At 58.3% G+C, this 16,751-nt stretch carries 9 protein-coding genes; 3 read left to right on the forward strand and 6 right to left on the reverse strand.

Annotation, left to right across the window (positions count from 1 at the left end):
* Nucleotides 1-50: 50 nt before the first annotated feature.
* From PVT68_RS16280 to PVT68_RS16305, 6 genes are all read right to left on the reverse strand, one after another.
* The gene (locus tag PVT68_RS16280; RefSeq protein ID WP_280319914.1) at nucleotides 51-1,298 is read right to left on the reverse strand and encodes an efflux RND transporter periplasmic adaptor subunit; all 1,248 of its coding nucleotides are present in this window, start codon (nucleotides 1,296-1,298) and stop codon (nucleotides 51-53) included.
* On the reverse strand, nucleotides 1,295-2,245 hold the full coding sequence (locus PVT68_RS16285) for an HlyD family secretion protein (protein WP_280319916.1): 951 nt from the start codon (nucleotides 2,243-2,245) through the stop codon (nucleotides 1,295-1,297). Before PVT68_RS16285 ends, PVT68_RS16280 begins: the two co-directional genes overlap by 4 nt.
* A 194-nt stretch (nucleotides 2,246-2,439) precedes the next feature.
* The gene (locus PVT68_RS16290) at nucleotides 2,440-3,420 is read right to left on the reverse strand and encodes an HlyD family secretion protein (protein ID WP_280319918.1); all 981 of its coding nucleotides are present in this window, start codon (nucleotides 3,418-3,420) and stop codon (nucleotides 2,440-2,442) included.
* Nucleotides 3,408-4,088 (reverse strand): ABC transporter ATP-binding protein, encoded by a 681-nt coding sequence (locus PVT68_RS16295; RefSeq protein WP_280319920.1) that lies wholly within the window; start codon nucleotides 4,086-4,088, stop codon nucleotides 3,408-3,410. The genes PVT68_RS16290 and PVT68_RS16295 overlap by 13 nt, the downstream gene beginning before the upstream one ends.
* A 64-nt stretch (nucleotides 4,089-4,152) precedes the next feature.
* The gene (murQ, locus tag PVT68_RS16300; RefSeq protein ID WP_280319922.1) at nucleotides 4,153-5,130 is read right to left on the reverse strand and encodes an N-acetylmuramic acid 6-phosphate etherase; all 978 of its coding nucleotides are present in this window, start codon (nucleotides 5,128-5,130) and stop codon (nucleotides 4,153-4,155) included.
* Nucleotides 5,127-6,746 carry a sodium:solute symporter gene (locus PVT68_RS16305; protein WP_280319924.1) on the reverse strand — a complete coding sequence of 540 codons (1,620 nt, stop codon included), beginning with the start codon at nucleotides 6,744-6,746 and terminating at the stop codon, nucleotides 5,127-5,129. The genes murQ and PVT68_RS16305 overlap by 4 nt, the downstream gene beginning before the upstream one ends.
* A 271-nt stretch (nucleotides 6,747-7,017) precedes the next feature.
* Here PVT68_RS16305 and PVT68_RS16310 point away from each other — a divergent pair, with 271 nt between their 5' ends.
* The 3 genes from PVT68_RS16310 (at nucleotide 7,018) to PVT68_RS16320 (ending at nucleotide 16,602) form a co-directional block, all read left to right on the forward strand.
* A complete protein-coding gene (locus PVT68_RS16310; protein WP_280319926.1) occupies nucleotides 7,018-13,596 on the forward strand; it encodes an outer membrane protein assembly factor BamB family protein in 6,579 nt (2,192 codons plus the stop codon).
* Between the two features lie 224 nt (nucleotides 13,597-13,820).
* Nucleotides 13,821-15,131 (forward strand): NCS2 family permease, encoded by a 1,311-nt coding sequence (locus tag PVT68_RS16315; RefSeq protein ID WP_280319928.1) that lies wholly within the window; start codon nucleotides 13,821-13,823, stop codon nucleotides 15,129-15,131.
* A 160-nt stretch (nucleotides 15,132-15,291) separates the two neighbouring features.
* Entirely contained in the window at nucleotides 15,292-16,602 is a 1,311-nt protein-coding gene (locus PVT68_RS16320) for a glycerate kinase type-2 family protein (protein ID WP_280319930.1), read from the forward strand.
* Nucleotides 16,603-16,751 lie beyond the last annotated feature (149 nt).

The raw sequence follows: 16,751 nt of genomic DNA on the forward strand, positions 1-16,751 counted from the left end.
GGTTTCTTCGGGTCTGTGAGCGAGGGCTGTCCCGTTGCTGGTCTTATCGCTCACGGTGTGCTCCCGTTGCTGTCTGGTACCTGTGCCGGCGTTACCGGAAAGAGCGCGACCCTGTCTCCCTTGGCCAGCCCGTGGAGGATTTCGATATGGTCTGGGGTGGCGGCTCCGGTGGTGACCGGCTGGCGTTCAAACTGCGTATTTTGATAGCGATAGACGAAGGTTCCCCGGTCGTCCTGAAACAGGCTCTGCAGGGGGATTTCGATACGGGGCTCGGCGGGTCGCACCTGGATCTGCGCGCGCACGGCGCGGCCGAGTTTGTACAGCTCCGGCTGCTGCTGTTCCAGTTCGGCCACGATTTCATAAAATTTCTGCGGGTTGCCCTTTTCGATATTGCTGGGGGCAGGGCTGACGCTTTTTACCGATGCCGCAAACTGATGGTCGGGCATGGTGGTGAGCCGCAGAGTGACCGGTTGACCTTTACTCAGCCCACGAGCGTCGCGATCGGATACATACAAGCGTGCCTGCATGGTGTGGACGTCCGGTAAATTAGCCACTTTATGCCCGGGCCAGACCTGTTTGCCGGGCTGGGGTTTTTCACCCCGCCAATTCGCTTCATAGGTTAACAGTCCGTCGTGAGGAGCGGTTATTTCCAGCGCCGAGAGCCCCTCATCCAGGCGGGCGAGTTTTTCCGTGTGCTTGGTTTCCTGTACCGCGAGTACATCGATTTCCCGCTCTGCGGTTTCGGAAAAACGCTTACGCTGCCAGTCGAGAAATTCCAGCTTGGCGCCGAGAAAGCGTGTATCCAGCTGGTCGTCGAGAATTTCCAGGCGGGATTTCAGGCGCTGATCGTCGGTGGCAAATTTTTCCGCAAACTGCTTTTCCGCGGAAACCTGCTGCATATCTTTCAATACGGCGCTCTGCTCGGTAGTGACCGCGCCGCGTTTTTCTCGCAGGTCCTCTTGTGATAGCGCGAGGTCGTCCTCCGTCCAGCGGCGCTCGGTACGCATCTGCTCGCCACCGAAGCGGACGATGACCTCGCCTTTGCGCACTCGTGAGAATTCCGGAGCCAGCCAGGCGATAAATTTCGGCGGCCCGGATACCGGGGCAACAATGGCGGTGGACACGGCGGCTTCCAGCTCACCCTGTGCGGAGACCAGTGCCGCCTCACTACGGGGTTCCACCCGGTAGAGCAATTGCTCTTGTGGGGCTTCTGTGCAGGCGCTGAGTAATACACCGCACAACGCAAACAGCTGGAGTAGCGCGCACGGGGGCTTGTGTCCCCTAGTTTGGCGGGTCATGGCGCCTTGCCCGTGTTTTCAGCGGACTCTGGCGATGCCACTGCCGCCGTCGCGCCATCGTCGCGGGCATGAGCGGTATCCTCGATGGTATCGAGCTCGGTGGAGGTGTCGGTCAGGGTCATTGCGACCATCATCCCCGGGCGCAGCCCGGTTTCGCCGGGTTCCAGGTCTACCAGTAGGTCGATCACCCGGCGACGGTCGCCGCGGGCCCGGTCCCGCACCACACGACCGAGCTCACTGATATGGCCACGCAGTGAACGTGTGTGGGCACCATCGATGCTGATGTTCACCGGTGTGCCTTCGGTAAGCAGTGTCTTGTCGACCTCATCGGCCACGGCGCGCACATGCAGGCGGCTCAGGTTGGATATTTGAATAATCGGTTGGCCGAAACGTACCGAGTCCCCCTGCGACGGTTTTTCGCCATCCCAGTTCGGGATGTATTGCACCAGGCCGTCGATGGGCGAGTAAAGCTGCAGTTTGTCCGCTTCTCCCTGCAGGGTCTGGGTCTCGCTTTCCAGCCGCTGCACCTTGCGCTCCGCCAGGGAGGTGTTCAGGGCACCGGTTTTACGGTGCAGTTTGGCCAGTGCGTGCGCGAGCTCCAGTTCGTTGCTGGCGATCTCGAAGTCGATCTGGGCTTTTTCGCGCTCGTTGCGGGACATGGAGTGATCGAGAATTTCCGCGCGCCGGCGTGCCTTTTCGTACTCTGCCCGTTTTTCCTCGATGGCCAGTGCATCCTCGCGCTCACTGCGGGTTTCCTGCTGGAGTCTGTTCTCCTGTTCGCTGCGCGCCTGTTGCAGCTCTGCGAGTCTGTCCTGCAATCGTTCGCTGATGGCTTTGTCATCGAAAGATACAACCAGCTCCCCTTTTTTAACGTGGCTGTTTTCCGCCGTCAGGGTTTTTATGTTGTAGTTCCACATGCGGGCGATAAACGGTGGGGCTAACTGCACAGCCTGTTTGGATTCCAGTTCACCGGTGAATGTAGGGCGTTCAGCTACCGGTGTTGAGGCGTTTCCCGGACGGGCTTTTCCCGCGTGGTTATGTTCAGGGGCTTTGCTGCAGGCTGTACACAACACGCAAAGAGCAAGAATTATGTGCGATAGAGAGATCGAGCTGCGCAACTGGTTGGCGATAAAGGGAGAGATCACGGTGTTCCCCCTATCTCGATTCTCGCGCCCATTCCCGGCAGTAATTCGAACGTCGGCGATTCCTCGAAGCTGAATGCCAGCCGGTAAAACAGTGCGGGTCCCAGCTCTTTGCGTTTTTCCGGTTGTGTTGCCATCTCGCTAACGGTTACCTGAAGCGGTGAGTCCTGGTAAGCATCGAAGACCAGTACGGCGGGCATGTCGGACGTTACTCTGTCGGTGTCCACCTCATGCAGCCAGGCTTCCACGTAAAGATCTTGCAGTGCGGGAATTTCTGCAATGACCCAGTTGGGTTGTGCTGTCATACCGACAAAAACCCGCTCGCCGGTCCAGGGATGTTTGCCGTATACCACCGGGCCGCGGCGCTCGGCGCGCACGCTCATTTGCGCCAGCCGCTCTTCCAGCAGCGCCAGTTTTGCTGCGGAGCGCCGAATATTGATGCGCTGTTTGGTCAACGCAACATCCCGCGCGAGTTCTGCCTGGGCGAGGGCTTCTTTAGCCTTGTTCACGCTGGTCTGGGCTTCGACGACACTGACCTGGTAGGAGTCGTAGTCCACGGTACTCAGGTACTTTGCGGGAATTGCGGCATCGATCTGCGCTTTTTTCAGCAGCAAGAGTTCTTTTTTGAGCGTGTATTGCTGGGTAAGTACGATTTCCCCGTGCTGGCTGGTTTCCTGCTCGAGTTTTTCCTGTGCAGTTGTGAGGGACACTGTTTCGGTATCGATACTGCCCTGTAGGGAGGCGCCGTCGAATACCGCAACGATCTCGCCCGGCTCGGCAACCTGTCCCTCCGGCATCAGCCACTGCAGTTCCACCCGCCAGTTGTCGGTCAGGGGCGCGAGAAAGGGCTGGCTGTTGCGGGCGCGCACTTCGCCGGAAAGCAGCAGCGGCAGGTCAGCGGCAAAAACTGCCGAAGGAGAGAGTGGCAGAAGTAGCAGGCTAACTGCGATAGCCAGGTAATGTCGGTTCACGCGTTGCACTGCGCATCCTCCACCACCTTGCCGTCGCTCATGCGGATAATGCGCTGTGCGTGCGCGGCGATTTCCGCTTCGTGGGTGACCATGACGATGGTCTGCCCTTCACGGTGCAGGCCATTCAATAGTTCGAGAATTTCTCCGGAAGTTTTACTGTCGAGATTCCCCGTTGGTTCATCGGCGAAAATGACCTTGGGATTGTTGACCAGGGCGCGGGCGATGGCGACCCTTTGGCGCTGGCCGCCGGACATTTCAAAGGGTTTGTGCTGTAGGCGGTGGCCGAGCCCCACCCGTTGCAGCAGCTCTTGCGCTCGTTGTTGCGCGGTCTGTTCGTCGACGTCGCTGTAGCGCAGCGGCAACATCACATTGCGCAGTGCGCTGAGGCGCGGCAACAGGTGGAAGGTCTGAAAAATAAAACCGATATGGCGATTGCGCAGGGCTGACAGGGCATCGTCGTCGAGGCTGCCAATGGAGCGCCCGTCCAGCAGATACTCGCCGGAATTCTGTTGGTCGAGGCAGCCGAGAATATTCATCAGGGTGGATTTGCCCGAGCCGGACGAGCCCATGACGGCAACAAATTCGTTGCGACGGATTTCCAGTGATACCCCGGCCAGTGCCGTTACCCGGGCATCGCCTTCACCGTAGTGTCTGGTCAGGTTGGTGACGGTAATCAAGGGCCTTCCTGTTGGCCAATTATTGTTGTGCCAGCGGTTATGTCGATGGTTATTTCTGTAGCGCTCAGCTCAGGGATTTTTCCACCGCGGCTTTTTTCTCTGTGCCGCACACGGTTGCGGGGGATTTGTGACAGCCTTGCAAAGCGCGCCGCAAAAACCCATTGGCACTGTGTAGTGCCGTTTCCGCTGCCTCCCGTCCGAGACCACTGAGGATCATCATGATCGCGAGTTTGGCATTGTGCCCACATTTTTGCAAAACCCGGTCGGCCTCTTCCAGTTGTACGCCGGTGGCCTCCATTACGATACGCCGGGTGCGGCTGACCAGCTTTTCGTTGGTGGCTTTTACATCCACCATCAGGTTGTAGAAACTCTTGCCGAGGCGGATCATGCTGGCGGTGGTCAACATGTTCAACACCAGTTTTTGCGCGGTGCCGGCTTTCATTCGGGTGGAGCCAGTGAGAATTTCCGGGCCCACCTCCGGCAGTATGGCAATGTCCGCTTCTTCGGCGATGACTGCAGATTTGTTGCAGGCAAGAGCCACCGTGGTGCAGCCCAGTGTGCGGGCGTAGCGCAGGCCGCCGATGACATAGGGGGTGCGGCCGCTGGCGGCAATGCCGACCACCACGTCTGCTGCACTCAGGGAAATCTTTTTCAGGTCGGTGGCACCGAGTTCGAGGCTGTCTTCCGCCCCTTCCTGTGCCCGGTAAATCGCGTCGCCGCCGCCAGCAATGAGTGCCACGACCATATCCTCGGTGATCCCATAGGTGGGAGGGCACTCCACAGCATCCAGAATTCCCAGACGCCCACTGGTACCCGCGCCCATATAGATCAGGCGGCCACCCTGCCCGAACGCCGCGACGATGGCATCCACCGCCTGACTGATGTGAGGTATTTCCCGCTCTACCGCCACGGGTACTTCGCGGTCGGCGCCATTAATTTTTCGCAGTATATCCTCGGTAGGCAACAGGTCGATGTCCCAGCTTTCCGGGTTGCGCGCTTCGCTGGTGAGCAGCGCCAGTTCCTGAATAAGTTGTTGGTTCACGGCTTGTACGACTCCAATGTCTTCGTGAGAGTTTCAGATTCATCTTTTCTAGGCGTGGAATTTTCCTTGTCTGCTTCTGCTGTGACCGGCTTGCCCAGATTGCACACCGCAAATGAAACCAGGGTGCCGAGGCAGAGCTGCCAGGTGAAGGCGATGGCAACCGGGTCTTTATTGCCGCTGATCAGGGTAATCATCCAGGGTTGCTGGGCCAGGGTTGCGAGGAAGCCAGCGGCCAGGGCCCAGCCGACGCTGCGGGCGTTGCCGCGCCCGGTAAACAGTGCGGTAAAGAACACACCGAGTAGACCGGAATAGGCGAACACCATCACCGAGAGGGCAAAGTTAATCAGTGGCAGGTCACTGAACTGTTGCCAGAAGAAGCACAGGGTCGCCATGGCGGATAGGGTGCCGGCCACGAGGGCCATGCTGTAGCGCCCGGCGCTAACAAAATGCAGCGGCGGTTTGTGGATACCGCGACGCGTCAGCCAGTTTCTGTACAGGTCTTCGGTGAGCACGCTGGCCATGGAGTTGAGACTGGAATTGAGCGTGGACAGGGCGGCTGCGATTACGCCGATGGTCACCAGTCCGCGCAGGCCCGCGGGCATTTCGTGCAGCACATAGTGCATAAACACGGTTACGTCACCGCCTGCGGGTACTGACACGGTCGCGCCAGCCATCAGCTGGGGACTCTGGTAAAAGACGTACAACAGCAGGCCGATACCCATGAACAGCGCCATCACCGGCGCCACCATGATGACCGAGTAGAGTACTGCGCGGGCGCCATCGCGGGGGGTTTTGCAGGTGAGCAGGCGCTGGGTTACATCCTGGTCGAGACCGAAGGCAGCGATATTCAACAGTACGAAGCCGGTAAAGGTCGACCACAGGTTGAACGGGTCACTCAGGTCCCAGCGGGTATCCACAATAGCCAGTTTGGAACTGCTGCCGTCTGCGGGGTTGCTGAGCGCGGCGTGGATTTGTCCCAGATCCGCGGGTATCTGCCACAGCAGTATTGCCATCACCGCGAGCGCCGCGCTTACGTACACCGCGCACTGCAATACGTCGCTGTGGATGACCGAGCGCACTCCGCCCACCAGAGTCTGCACCAGGCCGGCGGCGGCGAGTAGTAGCACCGCCGTCACCACATGAGCGGCGGCGATGTCGTTAAACAGGATCATCGACACCGCGATGGCCGCCATATACAGGCGTGCGCCGCTGGCAAAGACCCGCCCGACCAGATACACAAGGCCCGCGCGGCTTTTCGCTGCGTCCCCGAAACGGAATTGCAGCAACTCATACACCGTGGTGACCCGGTTCGCGTAAAAGCGTGGCACTAATAGACGGGCCACGATCAGTGCGGCGATCGCAGCGCCGAGATTGGTGAACAGGTAGGTGAGGTCGCCGCGGTAACCCAGGTCGGGGCCACCGAGAAAGGTGGCTGCAGACTGGGTGGTGGCAAGCGTGGAAACTGCCACCATCCACATGGGCATGGTATTGCGCGCGAGAAAGTAATCGCGGCTGTTGTTGGATCGATTCCGACTGAACCACCAGCCAGAACCTGCCAGTATAGACAGGTAAATTACAAGGATGCTCCAGTCGAGCCCGCTAAATGGCAATTCCATCGGAAAGTACCCGATTAATTTTCAGTGATCTTATTGTTCTCAGTCATCAATACTAAATTATTCATCCTTATAGGGGTGATTGGTATCATTTATTCTCCGGACACGTAAAGCACTTTCAGTGCCACTTGTGAAATTTCTGGTGTCGGCGGGTATTGCCTGTCATTGCGCGATGCCGTTGCTTTGGCGTAGTTTACCCCGGTGTGTTTTGGGGTTTCTTTCGGGGCGGTGCAGCCGGGGGCGGGCACTCAATAAAAATAAGCTGGATTAAATAATGGCGTTGATTAGTAGATTTTTTCTGAAGCGCAGCCTGTTGCTGTTGTCCTTTACCGCTCTCTGTACTGTCCTTTCCGCCTGTGGCGGCGGTGGTGGCGGTAGCTCAGACTCCAATCCCAATCCGCCCCCGCCCCCGCCCCCCGAGCCCCAGATACTCAGCCTGACCGGGTATGCGGTGAAGGGCCCCCTGAGTAGCGCACAAGTCGGGGTCTATTCCGTTCAGTTCAGCAATTCCGAGTTGAAAGGCGCTTTGCTGGTAAACACCACTACCGGTGCCATTGGCGACTTCTCCGATACCGAGTTTGAAGACGACGGTTCCGAATATTTTCTGGTGGAGGTGATCGCGGGCGCGGAGACCACAGATATTTCAACCGGGGCGCCGCCCATCATCAGTAGCCTGAAGACCCTGGTATCCAGGGACGCGCTGGGCAATGAGCAGCCGGTATATGCCACGGTGAGTACCACGCTGATCGTAGAAATGCTGCGCTTGCAGGGAGGTGCCAATGACGCCGCCCAGCTGGCGTCGCGCCTGGCAGCCTATGAGGGGGTCGTTGTCACGTCTCTCGGATTCGAACTGCTCGAGAACATCAGCCTGTTCCACGATTCACCGATGGTCACCGACACAGCGCCGGCGTCCATGGCGACACTTAATCACCGCACGGTGCTGGAGGCGCAGGCGGCGCTGATCTGGGAGCTTGCGGAAGAATCCGGTTTGCCGGTTGCGCGGGTGATCGAACTGCTCGCCGCGGACCTGCTGGATGGCGAATTTGATGGCCTGACGAGCCTGACCAATACGGACCTGCAGAGCGGAAGCCAGACGGTTTTCGAGTTGGCCGCGCAACAGGTGATTGCTGACCTGCCGATTCCCCAGAGCAGCAACAAACGGGAGCCGGGCGAGGGCGATTTCCGGGTTGGCGAGACAGTGCAGCTGCTACTGGCGGAATCTGCGGAGACTGCCATCGCAGCGGATATGACCGCACTGGAAGAGCTTCCCGGCTATGTCACCATCAGTGCCATCGGCCCCGACCTCGACGGAGATGGTCGACCCGATACGGTGGACAAGGATATTGATGGCGATATGGTGCTGAATATCGCGGATGCTTTTCCGCGGGATCCCACCGAGACCCTGGACAGCGACGATGATGGGGTGGGCAATAACAGCGACGCCTTCCCCTATGATTCCAAGTGCTCCCTTGTCGAACACGGAGACGGTGGCGAGTGTTACCTGACCAAACTCGACCGGCTGGATCTGGTCGAGGCCATTGCGGGTGAGGGTACCAGCATGTATCTGGTTGCCAGCGGCGACCAGGTATCGGCGATGTTTCGCTGGGATTTCGCGTCGCAGCAGATCGATCGGAAAATCGATCTGGCGGTCGCCGGCAATATGCCGCAGGCGGTGGTGTATCACGAGGGCCACCAGCGTATTTATGTGGCCTATGCCTCTGGCGAAATCCGCTATCTCGACAGTGAGGATCCACAGCAACTCATCGTCCTGACCGATATCGGGTTTCCCCTTGAGCACCTGACCAGCGCAGGCAATTACCTGTTCGTGCTGGGTGACGATGACATGGGCACCACAAACCTGACGTTATCCAAAACCGGGCAGATTCTGGACCGGAAAGATTACGGGGACAGCTCCGATACTTTCGCCTGGTCGGCGGGCCGGGAACGTCTCTACTTCCTTTACGGGTACTCGGCGCCATATCGTCTGGGCTATCTGGATGTCGACCAGAGCAGCGGTGAAATCGGCGCGCGGGGTATGTACCCCTACAACTATGATTTTTATCCCGATGGTGCGTTGGTGCTCCTCGACAATGCCAACCGACTGGTGAGCGGGTCCGGCACCCAGTATTTACTCAATACACTTACCCAGGTGTCATCCTTTATTGGAGAGTTCAGCCTCGGGATCTACGACGGCAGCGACCTGGTCACGGTGGCGAGTAACGCCGATGGTGAGGCTGAGGTGACGGCCTACACTTCTGCCATGGAGCCGTTTCAGGCCTTAGGATTCCCGGGAGCTCCCCAAGCGTTGGTAAAAGGCAGCCAGGAATTTTATCTGATCACCAGAACGGCCGGGGGCAAATACCGATTCCATCGATTTGCACCGGATCGCGACCTGGATGACGACGGTATTGAAAATACCGCCGATCACTTCCCGACCGATCCCGCCGCGTCCGTAGATAGTGATGGCGATGGTTGGCCGGATGCATGGAATTCCGGCGCCACCGCTGAAGACTCTACATCCAACCTCGCACTGGATGCTTACCCGCAGGACTCTGCCTGTCAGGAAACACAAGACGGTGTCGACGGGATGTGCGATGTGGCAAACAGTCTTGTGGTGAGCGGCGCCGATATGTCGCTTGTCCACAATGGCGTTGTGTATTCCCTGTCGATGTCAGAGAAGACCGTCTTTCGCTGGGATATTGCCGCGGAAAAACCACTTAATCCGGTGCTGCTTGCCAATGACCTTGCCACTGAACGTCCGGTGTCGATGGCCATTTCCACCTCGGGCGAGTTGATGATTGGTACCGATGAGGGCCGGGTGTACCGGTTCAGTGGCTTTGTGCCGCTGCAATCTGAGCTGGTGTACAGGATTGCCGGTGAAAACATTGCGCTGGTCTCCACCGATGATGAGCTGGTTGTCGGTGAGACCACCGACAATAATTATCGCAAGTTCACTTTCCTCAATACCGGGTTTGAGTCGACCTACTATTTTTCTGTGTATGGCGAAAATACGCAGTTGATCTACCACGCCGAGAGCGACCGCATTTTCTGGAACCAGGAGTACTACGGCGGCAACTTGCGCAGCGGTGTCATCACACCCGAAAACGGCTATCTCGATGATTCCAGAAGCTATGACTACGATGCTTCCGGATTGCCCATGTTTATTTCCGTATCCGGCAAAGGAGATCGCGTGCTGGTCGGTGGGGACACCATTGTTCGCAGTCTGCAGCAGTCGCCATTTGAGAACAGACTGCCGCTGCCGGAAGGCTGGCCCGCGGTAAGCCAGCAACTGTATCCGCTGGCGGCTTACTGGTGGGAATCCATGGCGGTGGTGGTTTTTCAGCGTCAGTCAAACCTGTGGGCGGTGGCCTATGACCCGGAACTGAAGACACCACTGTTTACCATGGACCTTGGACAGCTGGATGCCCGCCACGTATTGCAGTACGAGCAGGGGCTGGTTTACCTGACGGCTGCTGCCGGGGCGGGGATGAGCTACCAGACACTGCCACTGCTTGCGGATGCCGACAGCGATGGCCTTCCGCTGTGGTGGGAACTTCAATATGCCCTGGACGATGAAAATCCAGCGGATGCCGTAGAGGATACGGATGCGGATGGCCTCAGTAACCTGAATGAATTCTCTGCATCCACATCGCCCCTTCTCGCCGATAGCGATGGCGATGGCCTCACGGATAATGACGAAGTTTCCCTGTTTGAAACCAACCCGGTGTCTGTGGACAGCGATGGGGATTTCCTGCCGGATTTTTGGGAACTGGAAACCGGAAGCGATCCGTTGAACATGGAGGATATGGCAGGTGACCTGGATGGAGACGGATTTTCGAATTATGTGGAATTCGTCAATGGTTCCGATGCCGCGGATGCTGCATCTGTGCCGGCGGGAGAGAGCCGGGCTTATATCTCCTTCGAAAACGGTGAAGTTCCGCCGGAGCTGAAGGTTTATGCAAATGCGGAACAAATTGCCATTTCGTCCGCCTACGCCAGTGACGGCAGTTACAGCCTGTCCCTGAGTGGCGATTCCGTGATTACCTGGCAGCGAACCTTTGCCCCGGTAGAGCTGTCTTTCGATCTGGTTTCTGACTGCTACCAGAATTACAGCAAAGACGTGACAGTGTATTTGGATGGCGAGCAAGTATTCTCCGGTTATCCACCGCAGTCGAAGTGGGGGACGCACAGACTCCTGATGGCTGCCGGTGACAGGGAACTGATGATTGTCATCGACAGCAGCGACACAAGCTGCGCCCTTTATCTCGATAATTTTTCTGCACGTCCGCTGCAGGACGCGTTCGACATGGGGGCCAGCTTTGTTGCGGAGTTCGATAACAAGGTGCAGTTCTACGATCATGAAATGAATCTGCTGCAGGAGGCGGCCATACCGGCGAATGCGGAGTACGTCGAGTCCGCAAGGGACCTGGCGATTCTGGATGACGGACGCGTGGCGGTATTCAACGGCACCTTTGAGCCAGTACTGAGTATCTACTCGCCCCGGCAGCACCTGTGGCAGCACTTTGCCGCGCCGGGCTGGTCCATCGTCAACAATGGCACCTTCGGTGGTATCGACGCCATTGGCGAGCGGGTCTTCGTCACCAATATGGGTACTGCCGGCAGTCCCGCTCAGGGGCTGGTGGTGTTCGACCTGGCAATAGGTACCTTCGAGTTTGTCGACGGCGATGAATATATCGATCTCACCGTCGGTGAAGACGGTTACCTGTACGCTCTCTCCGGTTCGACCGTTGACAAGTTCGATCCGGACAGTCTAACCGTGCTGTCGACCATCACCATTTCCGGTGCGCGCGCTGTCGCGGTCAACGCCGCTGGCGAGACCTATGCGGCAGACTGGGATGGGGTGGTCAGAAAATACGATCCCTTTGGCAATCAGCTGGCGAGTCTGGATATCGGCGGCAGCTTCTACGATATTTCCCTGCGTAAAAATGGCGAGATACTGCTGTCTTCGCGCATCAATGATCTGGTCATGACCAGTGAAGCCTTGACGGACTTTGTTTCCCTCGGGGCCTATGCGGAGTTTGTGGATTTCACCCCTTACCGGGACAGTGACAACGACGGCCTGCCGGACTGGTGGGAAGTGGCTAACGGGCTGGACGCCCATTCTGCGGATGATGCTGACAGCGACACCGACGGCGACAACCTGACCGCTGCGGAAGAATTTGTGCTGAGTACCCGCGCGAACAATGCCGACACCGACGGCGACGCTGTTACCGATGGGGATGAGGTACTGGTGCACGGCACCGATCCGCTGAACCCGGATTCCGACGGCGACGGTCTGAAGGACGGGGAAGAGCTTGCGCTTGGCACCGATCCCGGAAATGTCGATTCCGATGGTGATGGCCTGGGAGATAGGGAGGAAGCGAACGTTTACTTCACCAATCCCCTGAGTAGTGACACCGACGGCGACGGGATGGCGGACAGTTTCGAGACTGCTTACGGACTGGACGCTCTGAACGACGATGCCGGAAGCGATGCGGACGGCGATGGCCTGACAAACCTGGAGGAATCTATCCTCGGTAGTTCACCGCGACTGCTGGATACCGATGGCGATACCCTGAGTGATTACCAGGAATATGCGGTACACAAGACCTCACCACTGCGCAAGGACAGCGACGGCGACGTATTGCGTGATGACTGGGAAATTGCCGCAGGCCTGGATCCGAACGATCCCGCAGATGCCGCCGGTGACCCGGATGCAGATGGCTTCAGTACTCTGGAGGAGTTCGTCGCCCACACTTCGCCTGCCGATGGCAGCGACTTCCCGCAGCCTGTGGAGTGGGGCAATGCCCAGGGCGGACCGGATCACACCGGCTACACCCCGTGGGATCTCGACGCGGCGAACTTTGCGTTGCGCTGGAGCAAGACGTTTGCCGATGTCCAGCGATTGCACCCGGCGGCGGCCGGCGACGGGCGGGTTTTTGTCTCCAGTGACAGTTACTTTGGCAACCAGCGCATTTACGGCCTGGACGCCGCCAGCGGCGATATTCTCTGGGAAAAGGCCTACGACGAAATCCACAGCCTGAACCCGCCTTCCTTTGCTAGTGGCAAGGTGTATTTCCAGAGTGGTGGGCACGAAGACTCATTTATTCGCGGCCTAGATGCCGCGACCGGGGCGCTGGTATTTGCCAGCAGTTATTCAAACCAGTGGTCCAACTATCTGGCGCCGACAGTATTCGATGGCCAGTTGTATATGGCGGGCGGCTATTACGGCGGCATGTACTCCCACAACGGCGAGAGCGGTGAACTCAACTGGTTCACCAATACCACGCAAAACGACGGGTTTACACCGGCGGTGGACGAAGAGTATGTATACGTGTTTATCAATGATTTGGCGGCATACCACCGCCCGAGCGGTGAACTGGCGTACCGGATAGACGTTCCTGCCATCGATTACTTCAGTTACGACGTTAATCTCGCCACTGTGCTGACGGGTCTGGGCAATGCGGTGGCAACCGCAACGCAAAGCGGCGGCCTGATGGTATTCGATCTGGCGAACAAGTCGGTATTGTGGGCGAAGTGGGGCGGTTACCGCGGCCAGCCTTCCTCGCACCTCGGGCAAATCTTTGTGCTGGAGTCGGGAATTCTCAAAGTACTGGACGAGTCCAGCGGGGAGATACTGTGGAGTTATGAAGCCAGTGAACCGCTGACTTCCAATATTGTGGTCACCAGAACCCATATCTTTGTGGGCGGTGCCACTACCACCTTTGCCATTGATAAGGGCAGCAGAAGCGCGGTATGGAGCCACGCGGCTTCCGGCAAACTCAGTTTGAGTGATGAAGGGGTTCTGTATATTGCGGGAACAGCGCTGACCGCGATTGATCTTGTCGAGTAAACGATGCTCTCGTGATAGATGACCGGCCACAGGCCGGTCATCTTCTCTTCTCCCTGTTTTCAAATCCACGCCATCGGCGCCCAACGCGAATCGCAGCAGGTGTCGTGTTCCGGCAAAGATATACACTGATAACCCGGGGAAACCCCTGCAGTTCCGGCGAGGGTGATCCCGGTCTATGGTTAACGGAAGCGCAAGCAGTGCTTTTTTTACGTACGGAGTGACAGGTGAAGCAGAATAAAACCGGTTTTTTACAGCGGTTTTTCAGGCTGGACAAGCACAATACCTCGGTCAAGCAGGAGCTGGTGGCCGGCATTACGACATTTGTCACCATGGCCTACGTGATATTTGTGACGCCAAACATGATGGCCAGTACCGGTATGGATCACGGTGCTTCGTTTGTGGCGACCTGTGTTGGCGCGGCAATTGCGTGTTTCCTGATGGGGCTTTATGCCAACTGGCCCGTGGGGCTGGCACCTGGAATGGGGCTGAACGCCTTCTTCGCCTACACCGTGGTGGGGGAGATGGGGTACGACTGGCAGGTGGCGCTGGGCGCGGTATTTTTGTCCGGAATCCTGTTTACCATCCTGAGTTTTTCGCGTATTCGCGCCTGGCTGTTGGGAGCCATTCCGCTCAGTCTGCGCTTCGCCATGGGCGCCGGGGTGGGGTTGTTTCTGGGGCTGATCGGCCTCAAAACCGCCGGTATTGTCGTTCCAAATGAGGCGACCCTGGTCAGCCTGGGGTCGTTTCGAGAACCTGAGCCGCTGCTGGCGGCGGTGTGTTTTCTGCTGATAGCAGTTCTGAGCCTGAAAAACGTGTTCGGGGCAATTCTCCTGAGTATGGCGCTGGTAACTGCCATCGGCTGGGGGATGGGACTGGTGGAGTACCAGGGGATCGTTTCTGCGCCGCCCAGCCTCGCGCCCACCTGGCTGGCGATGGACATCGCCGGGGCACTGGATGTGGGCATGGTCAGCGTCATTCTTGCGTTCCTGTTTGTGAACCTGTTTGACACCGCCGGGACCCTGATGGGGGTGGCACACCGGGCCAATTTGATCGACAAAGAAGGCAATATTGAAAATCTGCCCAAAGCACTCAAGGCGGATAGCAGTTCCAGTGTAATCGGTTCCCTGTTCGGGTGCCCGCCGGTGACCAGTTATCTGGAGAGTGCCGCCGGTGTCGCCGTAGGCGGCCGCACCGGGCTTACCGCGGTGGTGGTTGGCGGACTGTTTGTACTGGCGATTTTCTTTACCCCGCTGGCGGCGATGATTCCTGGCTACGCCAGTGCCGGCGCGCTGATTTACGTGGCCATGCTGATGATGGGAACACTGGCGCATATCGACTGGAAGGACCAGATCGACACCATTGCCGCCATTGTCACCGTGGTCATGATGCCCCTGACCTTTTCCATCGCCAACGGCATAGCGCTGGGGTTTGTCACTTACACGGTATTGAAGGTATTTACCGGAAAATATGAAGAGGTCTCCACCAGCCTCTATGTGCTGAGCGTGATCTTTATTTTGAAGTTTGCCTTTCTGTAGCGCGCATCTGTAGTGCGAAGATAGCGGCGCCGGGACCGGCGCCCTTAATTGAGGCAAGGGTCCCATTGGCGGTTGCGGTTTCCCTGGCCGGAAACCGCGTATACACATAGCAATAAACCCAGAAATAAACACAGAAATAATGACGACAGGAGCGCTCAGCATGCAGAAGCTGCCACCCGTAACCACTTGCCAGAATACCGGGGATTTTGTCGGGTGGCTGCAGGGACTGGCCGCGCTGGCGGTGGCCTCGGTGCATCCGGACCAGCTGTTACCGGCGGTCCTGCCGGAACCTCCTTCCGGCCGCACGCTCGTCATCGGCGCCGGCAAGGCGGCTGCCGCCATGGCGGCAGCGCTCGAACAAACCTGGACCAGCACCTATCAGGGTCATCCCATCAAAGGTGTCGTTGTCACCCGCTACGGCCACGGTGCCGAGTGCAAATACATCGAAGTGCTCGAAGCTTCCCACCCCATGCCCGACAACATGGGCGAAGTCGCGGCCGGGCGCATGCTTGCGGCAGTGCAGGACCTGGGCGAAAACGACCTGGTTATCGCCCTGATTTCCGGCGGCGGTTCCGCCCTGATGACCCTGCCGGCACCGGGCCTTAGCCTGGAACAGAAACAGGTTATCAACAAGGCCCTGCTGCGCTCGGGCGCACCCATCCGCGAAATCAACACCGTGCGCCGGCACCTCTCCGCCATCAAGGGCGGTCGCCTGGCCGCCGCCGCACACCCGGCGAAAGTGATTACCTACCTGATTTCCGACGTGCCCGGCGACGACCCGACCCTGATCGCCTCCGGCCCCACACTGCCGGATAACTCGACCCCCGCAGATGCACTGGAAATCCTTGAGCGCTATGACATCGCGATCGATGACGCGGTGCGCGCTCACCTGCAGAGCGAAAAAAGTGCCCCCCATGCGGACGATCGAGATTTTTCTCTGGATAGTGCACTGCTATTGGCCAAAGCCAGCGATGCCCTGGAGGCTGCCAGCGCCGCGGCCACAGCCGCCGGTGTTGAGGTAATGCTGCTGGGCGATGATCTGGAAGGCGAGGCGCGGGAACTGGGCGCGGAGCACGCGCAGCTGGCGATTAAATCCCAGAGCGAAATTCAGGCACCGCTGCTGATCCTCTCCGGCGGCGAAACCAGCGTCACCGTCACTGGTAACGGCCGCGGCGGGCGCAATGTGGAATATCTGCTGGGTCTCTTCTCCGCACTGGCCGGAGCTCCGGGAATCTGCGGGCTGGCCATTGATACCGACGGCATCGATGGCTCGGAAGATAATGCCGGCGCCTTTTTTGCGCCGGAAGACTGGGCCCGAATGCGGGAGCAGGGACTGGACCCGCAGAAATACCTCGCCAACAACGATGCCTATAGTTTCTTTGCAGAACTGGAAAATCTGATTGTGACCGGTCCTACGCGGACCAACGTCAATGACTTCCGCGCCATACTGGTGTTGCCCTCTACCGTATAGGTTCGTCGGCGGGCAATGAATGTGTAGCGGACCCAGAAAGTCAGTTTGCACTTGCCGAGAAGGCGGTACTGTCGGGTAGACCTTTGTGAGACCTTCGAAAACAGGGATGTTTTCGCAGAGCCCCCAGGGATGGGTGCACGGCGTGTCTC

The organism is Microbulbifer bruguierae (genome assembly GCF_029869925.1).
In the GTDB taxonomy this organism is placed as follows: domain Bacteria; phylum Pseudomonadota; class Gammaproteobacteria; order Pseudomonadales; family Cellvibrionaceae; genus Microbulbifer; species Microbulbifer bruguierae.